The sequence below is a fragment of the Microbulbifer maximicatervae (SeqCode) genome, assembly GCF_052467615.1.
In genome coordinates this window covers 784,340-799,157 of the sequence record NZ_CP174319.1, presented here as the reverse complement: position 1 = coordinate 799,157, position 14,818 = coordinate 784,340, and the positions used below count along the sequence as shown (strand labels likewise).

Annotated in this window: 12 protein-coding genes; 2 read left to right on the top strand and 10 right to left on the bottom strand. The window is 46.4% G+C overall.

Annotation, left to right across the window (positions count from 1 at the left end; translation table 11 throughout):
* The first annotated feature begins 331 nt into the window (after window positions 1–331).
* Window positions 332–1,144, top strand: a complete 813-nt coding sequence (locus ACJJIM_RS03640) for a NosD domain-containing protein (RefSeq protein ID WP_444912401.1) — start codon at window positions 332–334, stop codon at window positions 1,142–1,144.
* Between the two features lie 309 nt (window positions 1,145–1,453).
* Here the strand turns inward: ACJJIM_RS03640 and ACJJIM_RS03635 are convergent, their stop codons facing one another.
* The 8 genes from ACJJIM_RS03635 to ACJJIM_RS03600 all read right to left on the bottom strand — a co-directional run bounded on the left by ACJJIM_RS03635 (window position 1,454) and on the right by ACJJIM_RS03600 (window position 12,286).
* Window positions 1,454–2,266 (bottom strand): NosD domain-containing protein, encoded by an 813-nt coding sequence (locus ACJJIM_RS03635; RefSeq protein ID WP_444912400.1) that lies wholly within the window; start codon window positions 2,264–2,266, stop codon window positions 1,454–1,456.
* A 293-nt stretch (window positions 2,267–2,559) separates the two neighbouring features.
* Complete coding sequence (locus tag ACJJIM_RS03630; RefSeq protein ID WP_444912399.1) at window positions 2,560–3,402, bottom strand: right-handed parallel beta-helix repeat-containing protein; 843 nt, start codon at window positions 3,400–3,402, stop codon at window positions 2,560–2,562.
* Between the two features lie 223 nt (window positions 3,403–3,625).
* Window positions 3,626–4,447, bottom strand: a complete 822-nt coding sequence (locus tag ACJJIM_RS03625) for a right-handed parallel beta-helix repeat-containing protein (RefSeq protein WP_444912398.1) — start codon at window positions 4,445–4,447, stop codon at window positions 3,626–3,628.
* A gap of 249 nt (window positions 4,448–4,696) precedes the next feature.
* Window positions 4,697–5,920, bottom strand: a complete 1,224-nt coding sequence (locus tag ACJJIM_RS03620) for a VWA domain-containing protein (protein ID WP_444912397.1) — start codon at window positions 5,918–5,920, stop codon at window positions 4,697–4,699.
* A complete protein-coding gene (locus ACJJIM_RS03615; RefSeq protein ID WP_444912396.1) occupies window positions 5,908–8,211 on the bottom strand; it encodes a DUF5682 family protein in 2,304 nt (767 codons plus the stop codon). The genes ACJJIM_RS03620 and ACJJIM_RS03615 overlap by 13 nt, the downstream gene beginning before the upstream one ends.
* Window positions 8,212–8,221: 10 nt before the next feature.
* Entirely contained in the window at window positions 8,222–9,301 is a 1,080-nt protein-coding gene (locus tag ACJJIM_RS03610; RefSeq protein WP_444912395.1) for an ATP-binding protein, read from the bottom strand.
* A 103-nt stretch (window positions 9,302–9,404) separates the two neighbouring features.
* The gene (locus ACJJIM_RS03605; RefSeq protein ID WP_444912394.1) at window positions 9,405–10,904 is read right to left on the bottom strand and encodes a DUF5691 domain-containing protein; all 1,500 of its coding nucleotides are present in this window, start codon (window positions 10,902–10,904) and stop codon (window positions 9,405–9,407) included.
* The gene (locus ACJJIM_RS03600) at window positions 10,898–12,286 is read right to left on the bottom strand and encodes an SWIM zinc finger family protein (RefSeq protein WP_444912393.1); all 1,389 of its coding nucleotides are present in this window, start codon (window positions 12,284–12,286) and stop codon (window positions 10,898–10,900) included. The genes ACJJIM_RS03605 and ACJJIM_RS03600 overlap by 7 nt, the downstream gene beginning before the upstream one ends.
* A 365-nt stretch (window positions 12,287–12,651) precedes the next feature.
* Between ACJJIM_RS03600 and ACJJIM_RS03595 the strand changes: the two genes are divergently transcribed.
* Window positions 12,652–13,632 (top strand): alpha/beta hydrolase family protein, encoded by a 981-nt coding sequence (locus ACJJIM_RS03595; RefSeq protein WP_444898203.1) that lies wholly within the window; start codon window positions 12,652–12,654, stop codon window positions 13,630–13,632.
* An 83-nt stretch (window positions 13,633–13,715) separates the two neighbouring features.
* Here ACJJIM_RS03595 and ACJJIM_RS03590 read toward each other — a convergent pair whose 3' ends face one another.
* Window positions 13,716–14,054 carry a YnfA family protein gene (locus ACJJIM_RS03590; RefSeq protein ID WP_444898250.1) on the bottom strand — a complete coding sequence of 113 codons (339 nt, stop codon included), beginning with the start codon at window positions 14,052–14,054 and terminating at the stop codon, window positions 13,716–13,718.
* A gap of 20 nt (window positions 14,055–14,074) precedes the next feature.
* Window positions 14,075–14,566 carry a hypothetical protein gene (locus tag ACJJIM_RS03585; RefSeq protein WP_444906055.1) on the bottom strand — a complete coding sequence of 164 codons (492 nt, stop codon included), beginning with the start codon at window positions 14,564–14,566 and terminating at the stop codon, window positions 14,075–14,077.
* Between the last annotated feature and the right edge of the window lie 252 nt (window positions 14,567–14,818).

Here is a 14,818-nt window from a genome sequence, read left to right as displayed (position 1 = left end):
AAACACACCCTCTCTTAATATCAACCAGGCCACAAACCACTCTAGAAAATCACGCCCTCACTAATTGACACGCCACCAAAGAACAATTATGGAAACACTACGCATATTTGAACCGAAAAGCCAACCTTTAAACTCATCTATAAAACACCAAATAATAAAAATCCAACTCCTCCAGCACATATCCCATCAACATAGTTAATCAATAGGAATTATTCTCCATAAATATGAGAACAACTTCCTATTGTCATCAACCAAACAAAGACCAAAATTCGAGATATTTACACCCTATCAACCACTTCAAATATCAGACAATCACAATAGGAATATATCAATGAAGGCGATTTTAAATATTAAAACATCAATAATCGCAGCAGCAGGTTGTTGTTTAATGAGCGCATCGGGTATAGCCTTATCCGTAAGTTGTGGAGACACGATCTCTACTCCCGAAGTATTAGATACAGATATATCTAACTGCGCAGCCTCACCAGCCATCACAATAATGGGCCCTACCGGTAGTCTCGATCTCAATGGATTTTCATTATCCTGTGATGGCCTGGCTGGCACAGGAATTCTACTGGAAGGAACTACAGCTGTACTTATTAATAGCCAAGCATCCAGTGGCATCATTACATCATGTGATATAGGCGTATCTGTAGAAGGCAGCGGCCTTCACAATGTCATCGGCGTTACAACGCAAGAAAATGGATCTTTGGGAATGTCAGTCAGTAGCAGTCGCAATATTGTCAGCGGCTCAATCAATGACTTTAATTTTGGTAATGGCATTATCGTTCTCGGCGACTGGAATAGTTTTTTTGAAGTAAGCGCCACCAGCAATGGGGAAGGTGGCATTATTATCTCAGGAGATAACAATCAAGTTTTCCAAAGCACCGCCAGAAATAATACTTTTTCTGGAATAGCAATCCAAGATGCAAACTACACCAACATTATACTAAACACTACATCAAGTAATAATGAATACGGTATTTCAGTAAGTAATTTTGGGCAAGTAGGGAATTTCGTAACAGGAAATACTGCTGAATCTAATGATATAGATGACCTGTTTGATGATAATACTCCTGCCTGTGTAGGAACCACATGGTACGGTAATATTTTCAGCTCATCAAATGACGCCTGCATTAACTAGCTTAAAAATAATTGCGGGATTCAAGGCATTAAACTTCTAGCTTTTGAATCCCGCATAAAAACAATTAACGCTTATCTATGCCTTACTTCTGAGAATATCCCTCTATAACTGAACCAGCCTAGCAAACCAAACTCTCCTCTCACTACATCAATCCACACTGGCCAACTGGATATCCCTCAGGAATAAATATGAAAACGAAAATCTAAAGGGAGATCAGGCTTTCAGCAATTACACTAGCTGCAGTATCCGTAATACTGTGGCGACACCATTAAACTGCCTGCAAGCCTATCAACTTATCGTAAAACGCTATTAGTTTGACGTTACACAATCTCCGGAGGTAGTAGCGTCAGGTGAATTCCCAACCCAGCTATTTAAACAGGGTGAACTATTATTATCTTGCAGATCAAAATCTATATTGCTGAAAACAGTATTCCCAACAATCACATTGCCAGACTGCCCCAAAAGTTCCAGTAAGATTCCAGCGGTATTCGCCCCTCCAATCCCACTCATTGAGACGGTATTTTGGGCAACCGTATTACCATCTGCTTTACCAATTAAGATACCATTTAATGTGCTTCGACTGATCTCATTGCTTACAATAAGATTGTTATTACCCTCTAACTGAATACCATTCTCTAAATTATCTAGGATCGAGCTAGAAGACACATTATTATTATCACCAGCTATAAATATGCCGGTGCCACTGTTTTTAAATATTCCTGACTGAATAACAGAGTTAAAACTACTATTAACAGCGATCCCTGATATATCTGTTCCATCTACTCTGATTGCCTGTATATTGTGGGCTCCAGTTCCATCCAACGATATTCCGATGTCACATAGTGTTACCACACCATTTGATAGGAAAGCCGCAACACCGTCAATCTGGATACCAACAGCAGAGCCATCGCACCTAAGGGTGTACTCTGCCATGTCTAGGCTACCCGTAGGCCCCATTATCGTTAGTGCGGGTTCTGTTGAGCACACAAGATCCTGATCAAGTACTTCAGGACTAGTAATTGTGTCACCACAATCAACCGCAAAGGCGGAACTACCTAAAGCAAAGTATAAAATACCAGGTATCACAAAGTGCCTAGCGGATCCCCTAAATTCATACACCATACAATCCTCCTTGAATCACCTTAACAATCATATCCCTCAGCCAACCAAAAGGCTGGGCTATCTCACGCAGACAAAATAACTATAGAATATATCCCTTGTAGACTTAGCTAACCTCACCAGCAAAAAATCACACACAATAATAAAACCTATGGGAAATAGAGATAGACGTAAGGCACCTTAAAAAGACTTGCGGCACGTCTCATGAAATTTTTGTAGAGTAAAGACATTAACTCTAGAGATCTGAAGGCAAATAATGAACTGCCTTCAGATCCAAATTTGCAACTAAATTAATGTTACTGTGATGTCACACATTCACCAGAGGTAGTCGCATCAGGAGAATTTCCTATCCAGTTATTCTCACAGGGTGCAGAGTTGTCATCTTGCAAGTCAAAATCCACATTGCCAGAGACAGTATTGCCTACGATATTGTTTCCAGTCTGGCCAAATAGCTCCATTAAGATTCCTGCAGTATTTGACCCTTGAGTGCCATTATTCTCCACCGTATTCTGGCTGATAAGACAGCTACTGGCGTTATTAATTTGTATTCCAGTTAAAGTATTATCCGATACTGTATTTGACGATATTATTGAACTGCTACCATCTACCTGTATACCCGTTATTTCATTTCGACTTATGTCATTAGAAAACAGATTATTTGTTCCCCCCGCGATTATAATACCTGTACCTGCATTATCCGATATATTTGATATGGTTAGCGTATTATTACTACTAACAAACTCAATACCAGAAGAAGTATTACCAGAGGTGTTCAGGCCGAACAAATTATGAATACCGGAACCTTCTACAGAAATACCTGTATTGCAATTAGATACAAACCCATCCTGTAACACCCCGCCCGATATTATGGCCGCAAAACCATCGACCAAAATTCCCACTGTAGTTCCATCACAACTCAGCGTATAACCATTCAAATCCAGATATCCGGTCGGCCCAGTTACAGTCAAAGCCGGGGTAACATTGCAGAGCAAATCTTGATCCAGTATTACCGGACTGGTTATGGTGTCTCCGCACTCAACAGCACCATTTGCTAGTGAACACAAAGATGCAGACAATAAAGAAGCCGCCAAAGAAGTTATCAATGCCTTGCTTATCACAGATCGAGATATAAAGCTCACGAGAGTCCTCCCAAATAAAGCTCAAATACAGAAAAGATATGTCATGCTGATTTTGAGTCAAAAACTGGTAACAGCCATGGGAAATTTGTCCACAAAATTTAGTAAAATAGTTTAAGCGGGGAATGGAGCATATTGATATACAAGCTACAGGAATATAAATTGTAAAAGATAACACCACTACCGAAGCCACCATAGTGGCACTATCTTTTTATATCCGTATATTTCAATCCAGGCAGCTAGGATCTACAGTATCAAAAGTATTATTTCGCCATAAATTTGTACCATTGCAGGGATCACTGTTTAAATCTTGCGCATCGAAATCTTCATTGAGAATCCCCACATTTAAAATGATCAAATTATATTGCTGATCAAAATCATTCATTAAGATTCCTGCCGTTCCCGCACCTGAAGTGCCATTATTTTCCGATGCATTTTCAACGATCCAGCTATTACTGGAATCATTAATCTCTATTCCTGAGCCCATATTCTCAAAACAGAAATTCTCTGTTATATATGACCGATCACCATCTATCTGGATACCACTCAGGGTATTTTCCTCAAAAGTATTCTGGAAGACATTATTTCTCTCCCCACTAACAATCAGTCCAACCCCTGTATTTTCCTGAGCGGTACAGGCTGTCATATAGTTGCTATTGCTCACTAACTGAAATCCAGCGCTGGCATTTGCCGTGGTCGATACCGCTTGAATATTATGGAATCCATCTCCATTCGCTAAAACACCCACCTCACAATCTGCAACCTGCCCTCCTCGAAGTAGCGCAGCACGCCCCTCTAACAGAACTCCAACTTCACTACCATCACATTGAACCTCGTACCCGGTCATATTCAGGCGTCCATCAGGGCCTATCACAGTTAAAGCAGGGCTGACATCACAAGTGAGATCCTCATCCAAAGTAACAGATGTGGTAATCGTATCCCCACATTCAACATCATCCGCAATCACTGGCTTGGAAATGGAAATGTTGGATATCCCGATCATTGAGACAATGGCGATTTTATAGAGACTTGAACGAGGGAGTTTCATCAAATTTTTCCTTAGCGCTGTGTTCGTTATTCATAGTCCAGGGTCATGCCTAGGTGATTTTGATCCAGCATTAAGAAAGAACCATGAGAAATTATTCCTAATAAAATGGGAATTTAGTTTGGGTTTTATGTTTAATATGCGCCAATACGGCTACGATTTTATGGATTTTATTAAAGAAAGGAGAGTTAGGGAGATGGCCAAATGATGGAGTAGGCGTCGCCCCTGCTCCATCATTTAGCGGATAAGAATTTAGGCTTTTGGCCGAACGGCTTTGATATCCTGATCTGCAGCCCAGTTAAGAACGTCTTCCCGACGCAGCGCCGTTGCCATCAGGTCCGGGAATTGATCCGGTGTACAGGCAAAAACCGGAGAGCCTATCGCAGCAAACTCTTCCGCCAGTGACTGGTCATAAGATGGACGCCCATCATCACTGAGTGCCAGTAAGGTAATCACATTTACATCCTGGCGAACAAGGTTAGCAACCCGTGCTTTTAACTCCTCTTCATTCCCCCCTTCATACAGGTCGGTAATCAGGATTAAATGCGTCTTGCCAGGCCGCTCAATTTTATCCTCACAATAAGCCACCGCCTGGTTAATGTCTGTGCCACCGCCCAGTTGCACGCCAAACAAAACACTGACCGGGTCTTCCAAGTCCTCAGTAAGATCTACTATTGCGGTATCAAAGCAGACCAGTTTGGTTTTCACTGCCGGTATTGAAGCCATTACTGCTGCAAAGATTGAACTGTACACCACCGATGTCGCCATGGAGCCGGACTGGTCGACACATAGAATGACTTCATCCAGGTCCGCAAGCCGGCGACTTTGCCGCATAAAACCAATCAACTTCTCAGGCACCACTGTGTGGTAGTCATGTTGGTAGTGCCTGAGATTTTGCTGAATAGTTCTGTGCCAATCGATATCAGCAAAGCGCGGCCTGAAACTACGTTTTGATTTATTGACAGCTCCCCTAACCGCTTCTGTGGTCTTTCGCTCCAAGCGCTCCATCAGCTCGTCGACCACTTTCTTGATGACCTGGCGAGCAGTCTCAATAGTCTTTTCAGGCATCACAGAACGCAGACTAACCAAGTCTGCGACCAGGTGAACATCCGCTTCAATCGCTGACAAAAACTCAGGCTCCATGAGCATCTGCTTGAGGCCAAGGCGTTCAAACGCATCGCGCTGGACAACTTGTACTACAGAAGTCGGAAAGAACTCGCGGATATCGCCCAGCCAACGGGATACTTGCGGAGACGAGCGGGACAACCCGCCTCGACCTTTTTTACCAGACTCTGAGTCCCCGCTGCCATAAAGCGCACTTAACGCTTGGGACAAACGCATATCCCGCTCAGAAAGCCCGGACTCACCTTCATCAGCCCCTAGCACCAAGCGCCAACGGCGTTCCTTTTGCTGGTCTTTATCGACCGTTATCTCATCGGGTTGTTGCTCTTCAGACACTTCGTTTACTGCGCCCATGTCTTGTCCTTGTGGATTAATTTGCCGATACGCAATAGATGCTCTGACCACAGCGGCAAAACTTCGGGATTAATGGCTTTGGATACCGAGGGATTAGACCGGGCACCGAGTACCAGCTCCATCATGCGCCGACGCTCCATCGCATCGAGACTGGAAAATACGCGTCTGAACAAAGGCAAATACTCAATAAATACTTCTTCGTCCAGATGCAGCAACCAGCGCTGTACCGCTCCCATCAATACCGGGTCGTACAGCAGGCGCTCAACCGCTTCAGCAAAAAAACCCTCGAAAAATCGTGCTGCATCGGCGGCAGCTACCGCTGGAGACAGTGATTTTTCCAGTAATTGCTGTAACCGATGCCCATCAATTCTCTCGGCCTGATACAAAAGACGCGCACAAAGGCCGCTAACTTGCAAACTGGAAAGAGAGCTGTCTACCAGTTGCTCGAAGGCTTGCCACCAGTCCTCCATAACTTCATCACCCAGCTCTGCCAATTGCAGTGCCTGGTGAGCGCTGTGAATACTGTTTCGCAGCCGTAGGGACTCTTCATCGTTAAGATTGCGACAGGCGTACGGCAGGGCCAGGGCAGATTGCATGGCTAATCGTTCTACCAGGCCGGCAACTTGCTCCAACGCTAATTCTCGCGCGGTACCATAGCGCTGAACCTGGATTAACGCCGGCAGGCTGTCGAGAAGCTCGATACCGTCACTGGCCAGAGCCGCTCTCTCGGCCAATCGCTTCAGGCCCGATTCAGAAGCCCGGTGCAACTGAGATTCGAGGGACAGCAAAACCACTTCTGCTAATTTGCCCAAATGACTCTCAGCGGTGATCGCCTCGATAAGTTTATTGTTAGCCGCTTGCTCAATGGTGGAACCGTAAACTAAGTTTTCCACCAACTTAACCGCATACTCCGGCTGCCAGCTGAGCACCCAGTTTTCCCGGAAAGTACCGCGACTTTTTCCGGTATGGGAGGGTTTACCCCAAGGCACTTCCAGCACAGCAAGACGGTGCAGTAACGTAGATTTATTCAGGCCGATATCACTGCGTAAATCCAGGGAAACTTCTTTATCCAGAGCGGTGGGCTTTAGCTTGGTCTTTTTCTGCCAGCGCTGTAGATCCTCCAGCAGGGGCACCAGTGGAGCATCCTCGGGGATAGCCCCAACTTGCTCACCCAGAAGCAACTCTCTCTCTACCTGCTGCCAAATAAGGCGCTCGCCAAAACAGAGGCAGGCCACAGCGGCTTCAATAATTTCTTCAAACCCAGGAGCTGGACGATTTCTTACGGCTGCCAAACTGCGGCTCAGACGCACGGCTTCAATAACCGAGGCCGTGGAGACCACTTGTCCACTTTCGCGCAATGCGCGCACCAGCCGCCCAAACCAAAGCTCCAGCCACTGCTCGCCGGTGCCCTCGCGCCAAATATGCTGATACCACATAGGTGCAGCAACCCCAGCCCCGTAACCGGAAGCCATCGCCAATCGCGGTGATGTCCAGGGAATCCAGGTGGTTTTCACTTTGCTCTTGGGCAATTTTGCCGGCAGCAGTTTAATCAGTGCGCGGTCATCTTTTGCTGTGTGCTTTTCACGAAATGCCGGTAAGTGCCAGGCCCCGCAGACTACAGCGACCTCACCTTCCACCCCTTTCTTTTCTTTGGCAATTTCCAGGCGCATATAGGCTTCGCGCAGTAAATCCCTTTGCGACAACGGCGTAGTTTCAGTTATTTCTCCACGCAGCGCGGTCATCGCCGACTCTACCCGGGAAAATATCTCCGCACTGTCATCGTTATTCTGCTCGATCAGGTCATTCCACCAGGCCTCACCATCTTCATAGCCCGCCAGCTTCGCCAAAAGGCCGATAGGATCAGAGGTATCAGATGGTGGCTCTGGCTCGCCTGCCACCGCAGGGGAATCAGACTCTCCGCCGTTTTGCTCCGCTTCAGGGTCCTGGGCTTCAGATTGGAGTAACTGCGCCAGCTGGATATTAATGGGCAGATCAATGAATTTAACTTCTACCCCCTGTTGTACAGCCCATAGGCAGGCCTGGTACTCAGGGGAGTATTCCACAAACGGGTAGTAAAGGCTGGAGCCGGGCGACTCTGCGGCATAGCCGAGTAGCGCTACCGGCGGCTGCATCTGTGCGCTAGCCAGCAGAGGCAGTAATTCACTGCAATCAGCGGGGCCCTCTATCAATACTTTTTTTGGTTTCAGCTGATCCAACGCGGCGACAAGTCGCCGCGCAGAACCGGGCCCGTGGTGCCGAATACCAAAATAATGACAATCCACCTTGGACACGGGATATCCCTTACAGTACTTCGTTCATGGTGTGGTAGTAACCGGCAAAGTCACGGCGCTTTTTCAGGACCGTTTCCAAATACTCCTCCAATACAGCTTTATCCTGCACTGGATCTTTGACAATGGCGCCGACCAAATTACTGGAAAGCTCTTCTGCACTGAATTTACCATCGCCAAACCAGTTCGCCTGGCTCAATCCACCCACCATTACCGCAATTGCCTCAGCCGTAGACAAGTTACCGGACGGTGTTTTCAGGGTTATTTTTCCATCCAGTGTTTCACCGCCGCGCAGCTCGCGGAAAATGGTCACTATCTTCTCGATCTCTTCGCCGGCATTTGCCGGCACTGGCAACTCCAGGCTCTCACCCATTTCTGCCACGCGGCGAGAAATAATACTGACCTCCTCATTCATATCATCGGGCAGCGGCAATACCACAACATTGAAACGTCGTTTTAGTGCAGAGGATAATTCATTAACACCCTTATCGCGGTTATTGGCTGTTGCAATCACATTAAAACCGCGCTGCGCATAAACAGCATCATTCAGCTCGGGGATCGGCAACATTTTCTCTGACAGCACGGTAATCAATGTATCCTGAACATCAGAACCCATACGAGTCAGCTCTTCCAAACGACACAAGGTACCCTGTTCCATAGCGCGATATAAAGGCGTTGGCACCAGGGCTTCTTTGCTGGGGCCCTTTGCCAGTAGCTGAGCGTAGTTCCAGCCATAGCGAATCTGGTTTTCGTCAGTGCCCGCCGTACACTGGATCACACGGGTACTATTGCCACAGATCGCCGCAGACAGGTGTTCAGACACCCAGGACTTTGCCGTACCCGGCACACCGAGTAACAGCAGTGCACGATCGGTGGCGAGGGTGGCAACGGCAGTTTCAATCAAGCGCCGATTGCCAATATATTTTGCACTGATCTCAGCACCTTCAGTCGTTGTGCCGCCCATCAAGTACTTCACGACTGCCTGCGGAGATAGACTCCAATTCTCTGGTTTTTTTCCGGTGTCTTCTGCTTTTAAGGCATCCAGTTCTGATTGATAGGTAATTTCAGCGGGTTGACGAAGTACGTCACTCATGGGGAATCCTTTTGTTTTACCTGCCCGGAAATTCACTGCTTATTTTATGAGTTTTGTCGGGCAACGATCGGTCTTAAAATTAAATCTGTGTTGGGTGTATGGACTAAAGCCCATCCACGCCGGCAAGCTCGCTATTAAATCGAAGACAGTCAGTTGCGGGGTCTGCCCGTAGCACACCCTGCTCAAAAAGCGCTTCCAGTAACTGCCGTGCCGTCTCTCTGGGTAACATCAAGCCCAATGCGGTCAACTCCCGCTGGAGATAAATAGACTGCAAATAACCGCTCTCACTTAATTCCTCGACAACGAGCTTTAACAGCGCCTTCCAGGGTGACGTTTTTTTCAAATCATCCCAGGAAAGCTCCGTTAACGGTTCGGGCAAAAACTTGAGTAGATCCTGAAAATCAACCTTGGCCTTTTTATTACGCAAAAGTCCAAACATCAATTCGGCACGGCGGGACTGTTCCAGGCGCGGCAATGAACTGTGTAAGAGAGACATACCGGCCTCACCGGTATCCAGGTAGCTCTCAATATTGGTGACCAGCAGGGCAATAGCCTTATCTGGCAAAGTATTTACCGCATTGGTAACAAAACTGTGGTTGTCATAATCGCGATTTTTATCGAGCTGCCAAGCCCCAGCTAAGTCAGCCACGCTGATATCCAGTGCTTCCGCAAGGCTTTGCAGAGATACCTTCTGCAAAAATTCCGAGCGAATGGCTTGCTGTTTTTTGCTCTTGAGCTTACGGGGCAATAGTTGCAACTGCTTCTTTACCAAGCCCACTTTTTTTAATTCGTAAAACTCAGCCAATTCCTGCGCAGAAGACTCTTCCTGAGTATTAGATTCAAGTTCCGATGACAATCCCAATCGGGATAAAAATTGGCTGGCAAGACGCGCCACCTTTTGTGAACGATCTTTAAGCAGGGACTGTAAATATTCCCCATCGGACTCACTCAGCCGGATAGCAAGAACTCGCACCATCCTTAAACGTTTATCAGCGGGTTCGCGCCCGGCGCAGGTCTGGATCAAATTCAAAGCGGCGGCGGGGTTACTGAAGCGCAACTCCCTGAGCTTTGCCAGGCGACCGGAGGGATACCAATCATCCCAGTTTTCCTCAGTTAACGCTTCAGAATCATCAATACTACCTCGCTCATTCGCGGCCCATTGTGACCAGGGTAAATAGACTTCCGGCAAGCCTTCATCATTACTTGAGGGAAGCCAGTCCGCAGGATGGGCAATAAATCCCCGCTGTAACAGCAACTTCAGGAGCAATCCGGTTTGCTCCATAGAGCGGGACTGAACGCTTTCAGTGACACGACGAAAATGGGCCCGCATTGGGTAGGGAAGCACGGGCTTATTCAACTCGGGCAACAAGGGAAATTCGCGTAATTCTGCTGGAGCCTGGGGCTGGTAGAGTGCGCTTTGATGCTGGCTGAGAAGCGCTACCGCCGCTGATGCCAAGCGCTCCTCTTCCAGGCCTTCAAACAATGGACGCCAGGACTCAGGTAAGGCGTCGAGCTCTACGGGCAAATCACTGCCCACCATCCAACGCTGCTGTAGGCGCTCTACCAATAACTGCTCTTCCTGGATTTTCTCAGGCGTTAGCATGCGATTGTCCCCCACTCATCTGTCCGCGCGCTGTGCAGTTCAGCACTGCTTCCATCCCACAAAATAAACGCAGCCTGTAATTTTGAACCCAGTAATAGAGAGGGAATCTGTTCATTGTTGAGCGGTAGCGTTTGCTGCCCAGTCGAGCAGCGCCACCAATAATTGCCGTTGGCACAGCGCAGTAGACGCCCCCCTTCAAGAAGGTGCGGTACCTGCTCTATCCAGGGTTGCTGAGACAACTGCTTTTGGTAGTGGGAGAACACGCTCTCTTGCTGGGCTGGCCATCTCTGATTCACACCATCCTGCACCACTTTAAACTCCACAGGGAAAGCTCTCAGAGGCATGCGACCGGGATAATAAACCAACTCCCCTTCTACACTGGCGCCGATACCAATGCCCACCTCCCTGCGCCCCGCAGAAGCCGGATAGTGATCCAACAACAGGGCAAATACTGGGGTGTCACTATCAAGCTTGAGCAACCAGGAAGCGTGGCTCACCAAACCATCGCGGCGGGTGCTCACTTTCTCTCCTACATTCTGCCAAATGCCCCTTTGTCGGGGGCTGGCTGGGTTTTCCAAGACCTGGTCACGGTTCTCGGCAACGGCAATAGCTCTGCGAGTATCCACATCTTCCTCATCGGTGAGCCAAGCACTGCTGAGCAACATCAATTGCCCCAGCTCCTTGAATACCACTTCCGCCTGTTTCTGTGGTGCAAGCCCCAGGGCCTTGGCTGGAAGCTCATCAACCCTGGATGCCAGGCCGGCGGCTTTGGCGTCTACCAAGCGCGCAGAGATATAGCGGCAGCGCTGGCGAAGTTCCTTGAGAAATCCCACCATGCCAGTACGCAATTGATCCTCAACCCACTGTTGGAATTCACCTAGCCCGGTGGCGATACTCTTGTTGGTTTTAGCGCGCGTCTGTGCTGCCCGCTTAGCCCTGGCCGCTTCCTTTTTTTCCTGTGCCTCTTTACTTTCCGAGGTTTCCTCAGAAATACCGTGAATGTTCTTATTGGTAGAAGCTTTTGTCTCAGCTTGGGCTTCAGGCTTACTCTTACGCCGCCGCCCCAACCACTCCACTACCCACTCCGGTGTTTCAGCCTCAATAAAGTCATCCGGGCCGTCGGCGAATTGCCACAAAAGGGCTAGAACATGCTTGCAGGGAAACTTACGTGAGGGGCAGGTACACTTGTAACCGTGATCTACTGTATCTGCCATGGTGTAATAGGGATTGGCCCCCGATCCTTGGCATTGCCCCCATATACAATTTACAGAAGCCGCTTTACCGCGCAAAGGCCATTTAGCCGGCTTCAACAGTTTTTTGGCTGCGTTTAAAGAAGCCTGGTCTGGGGCCAGTTCTTGTACAACCTCTAGGGAAATATTCATCTCTTGCCTTATACAGCTCAATACTGTACATAAATACAGCAATCGTATCTATGTAGCTATAGTGGCGCATAAAGTATCACGCAGCCCACAGAGATTAAAATCTAATTTCTCAAATTTTGATTTTGCCGTCACTCTTGTTGATTTAAGACAAAAAGTACACTCGGCGAGCATTTATTTGGCACGATCGAACAAGCTCTAAAGAAACAAGGAGTTCTCTCCTGCCAGCATTAGAGGGATTTCGCCTAGCCTCTCTAAATAAGTTACCATTTTCAGGAACTGGCTATATTGGCACCAATTCCAGCCAAACCTAATCGCAACAAGATATCCTTCTCTATACGATTAGGTCCATTGGATATCAACGGCCAGTGAAAAATGCAATTAAACTAAATACGATATTTGCTGTCATTAGCACATGCTTTAGCATGTCTAGCTTCTCTCAGAGAATTGCCAAACTTATTGAAAAATCTGAAAGCTTTCCTTTCAATGAGACAATAACCCAAGAACAAATTAAAGACTTAGGGTTTAAAAAAGGCAGCTATGATATAGAAAAAAGCAAAGAATACATCAGGTATTATCACGCTCCTGCTTCATCTAAAGACGGCATTCATTACTCAGTCAAATATGACACCGACGGCAAAGAAAGCACCGTTAAACTTGATTTACCAAAAGATGCACTGAAAGAAAAATATTCTGGAACAGTGATTTTATTACATGGATTCCGATCATCAAAAGAGTTCATGTTATTTTCTGCTCAATACTTTCGCTTTCTTGGATTTCAAGTTGTAGCTCCGGACCTCCTTGGTCACGGGGAATCGAATAGCACCAAAAAATATGGTGTAGGAGATAGTGAAATCATCAATAAACTTATTGATGCACTAATCAGTAAAGGGGACATCAAGGACAAGCCCTTATATATCGTAGGAAACTCTATGGGAGCCTTAACGGCTCTCTATATCTCAGCCATGAGATCTGACTTAAATGGAATTATTTTACTTGCCCCAATGGTCCCTTTTGATCAAGCCGTGTATAACTACGGTAGGCTCAATCATCCCATACTTAGCCGGGTTATACCCGAAAATAAAATTCGAAAAGGAGCAAATCTGGCTCTGGAGCAGTCTGGTATTGAACCGAGTGATACCAATATACTTCCCCTTCTCTATTCTTCCAAGCTCCCCATACTGCTAATATCCTCCCCCTCGGATCTAATTGCACCCTATGGTAATTATATAGCTTTAGATCAATCAAATATTAATTTGGTGAAAATTCCCAATAGAAGCCACCCAAGCATATCGACCATTGGAAATATTGAACACGAAGCAATTATCAGCTGGCTTAATAAACTGTAAGATATTTACGCGATCCAAGAATTTCTCAGCTTTAAGGATAAATCACAAAGTCACCCTTAAATAAGCGCATAGATTTATCAAATCTAATTGATCATCTGCCTCGGTGAAAACATAATGATAGCCATACCCAGCATTGCTACAGCGGCACCACTCACATCCCAAACAGTGGGTTTAACACCGTTAACCAGCCATAACCACATTATTGAGGAAAAAATATAAATTCCCCCATAGGCGGCATACACCCGGCCCGCTGGAGCCGGATGCAACGTCAATAACCAAGCAAATATCGCCAAACTTATACCGCCAGGTACTAGAAGCCAAATACTCTTGTCCTGCTTTAACCACAAGTAAGCCGTGTAGCAGCCTATTATCTCTGCAAGCGCCGTAGCCAGGAACAAAGCTATAGTTTTTATTTCAAACAGTAGCATGAACGTCTAGGTGTTTAGCTATTTACCGGACAAACATTTTCAAGACGCATTGTGAAGGCTCTTTTCATATATGAAAATTGTTCAATGGTCTCCATATGCTTACTCAGGGAGTTTCTTGCACGTGTGAATTTTCTCTTTTCCGCTGCATTCATTCCCTCGTTAAACATATATAAGCTTTGCAGTGGTGCCATGGCAGTTTTCTCTGTGCGATAAAAAACATCATCAGACATCGCCAAATCAACTTTATCCCGTATGGAGCCATCCGGCATAATTTGTACCGATACGCTGGGAACGTAATTCGCAATAGGGCCGTCAAAGTTAAGAACGGTGGATTCCTTCTCACTCAACTTCTTCGCCACATAAACCTTAAGCTTGTTATTGCGCACTTCCAATTTTACAAACGGTTTAATAATTTTAAACTTCTCCTTATCCTCCTCAAATAGTTTCACGGATGCTTCAAGCATTACCAGGCTTTGAGTATTGATAAAGCGTTCATATTCTTCCAAGTGGCACGATGCCTGTACCCCACTACTCAACAAGAAACATAGACTAAAGGCTAATCTTTTCATTGATCTAAATATTATCCTTAATATTTGATAAATTGATCGCCTCAAACATCAACTGGCGCACTGGTTAACCCAGCACAGTTTAGACCTCATTGGCATCACTATTAGCCAGTGATTGCGCTTGAAACTTTCTTACGATAAAAAATACGTACCCTGCTTCTTTTTCCGATTAATTTACGCCACTAATAGTAA

Bases quoted from the DNA above. Each gene is read 5' to 3' on its own strand.
- ACJJIM_RS03635 (WP_444912400.1), bottom strand. From the start codon at position 2,266: ATGGTGTATGAATTTAGGGGATCCGCTAGGCACTTTGTGATACCTGGT.
- ACJJIM_RS03600 (WP_444912393.1), bottom strand. From the start codon at position 12,286: ATGAATATTTCCCTAGAGGTTGTACAAGAACTGGCCCCAGACCAGGCT.
- ACJJIM_RS03620 (WP_444912397.1), bottom strand. From the start codon at position 5,920: ATGGGCGCAGTAAACGAAGTGTCTGAAGAGCAACAACCCGATGAGATA.
- ACJJIM_RS03625 (WP_444912398.1), bottom strand. From the start codon at position 4,447: ATGAAACTCCCTCGTTCAAGTCTCTATAAAATCGCCATTGTCTCAATG.
- ACJJIM_RS03640 (WP_444912401.1), top strand. From the start codon at position 332: ATGAAGGCGATTTTAAATATTAAAACATCAATAATCGCAGCAGCAGGT.
- ACJJIM_RS03610 (WP_444912395.1), bottom strand. From the start codon at position 9,301: ATGAGTGACGTACTTCGTCAACCCGCTGAAATTACCTATCAATCAGAA.
- ACJJIM_RS03605 (WP_444912394.1), bottom strand. From the start codon at position 10,904: ATGCTAACGCCTGAGAAAATCCAGGAAGAGCAGTTATTGGTAGAGCGC.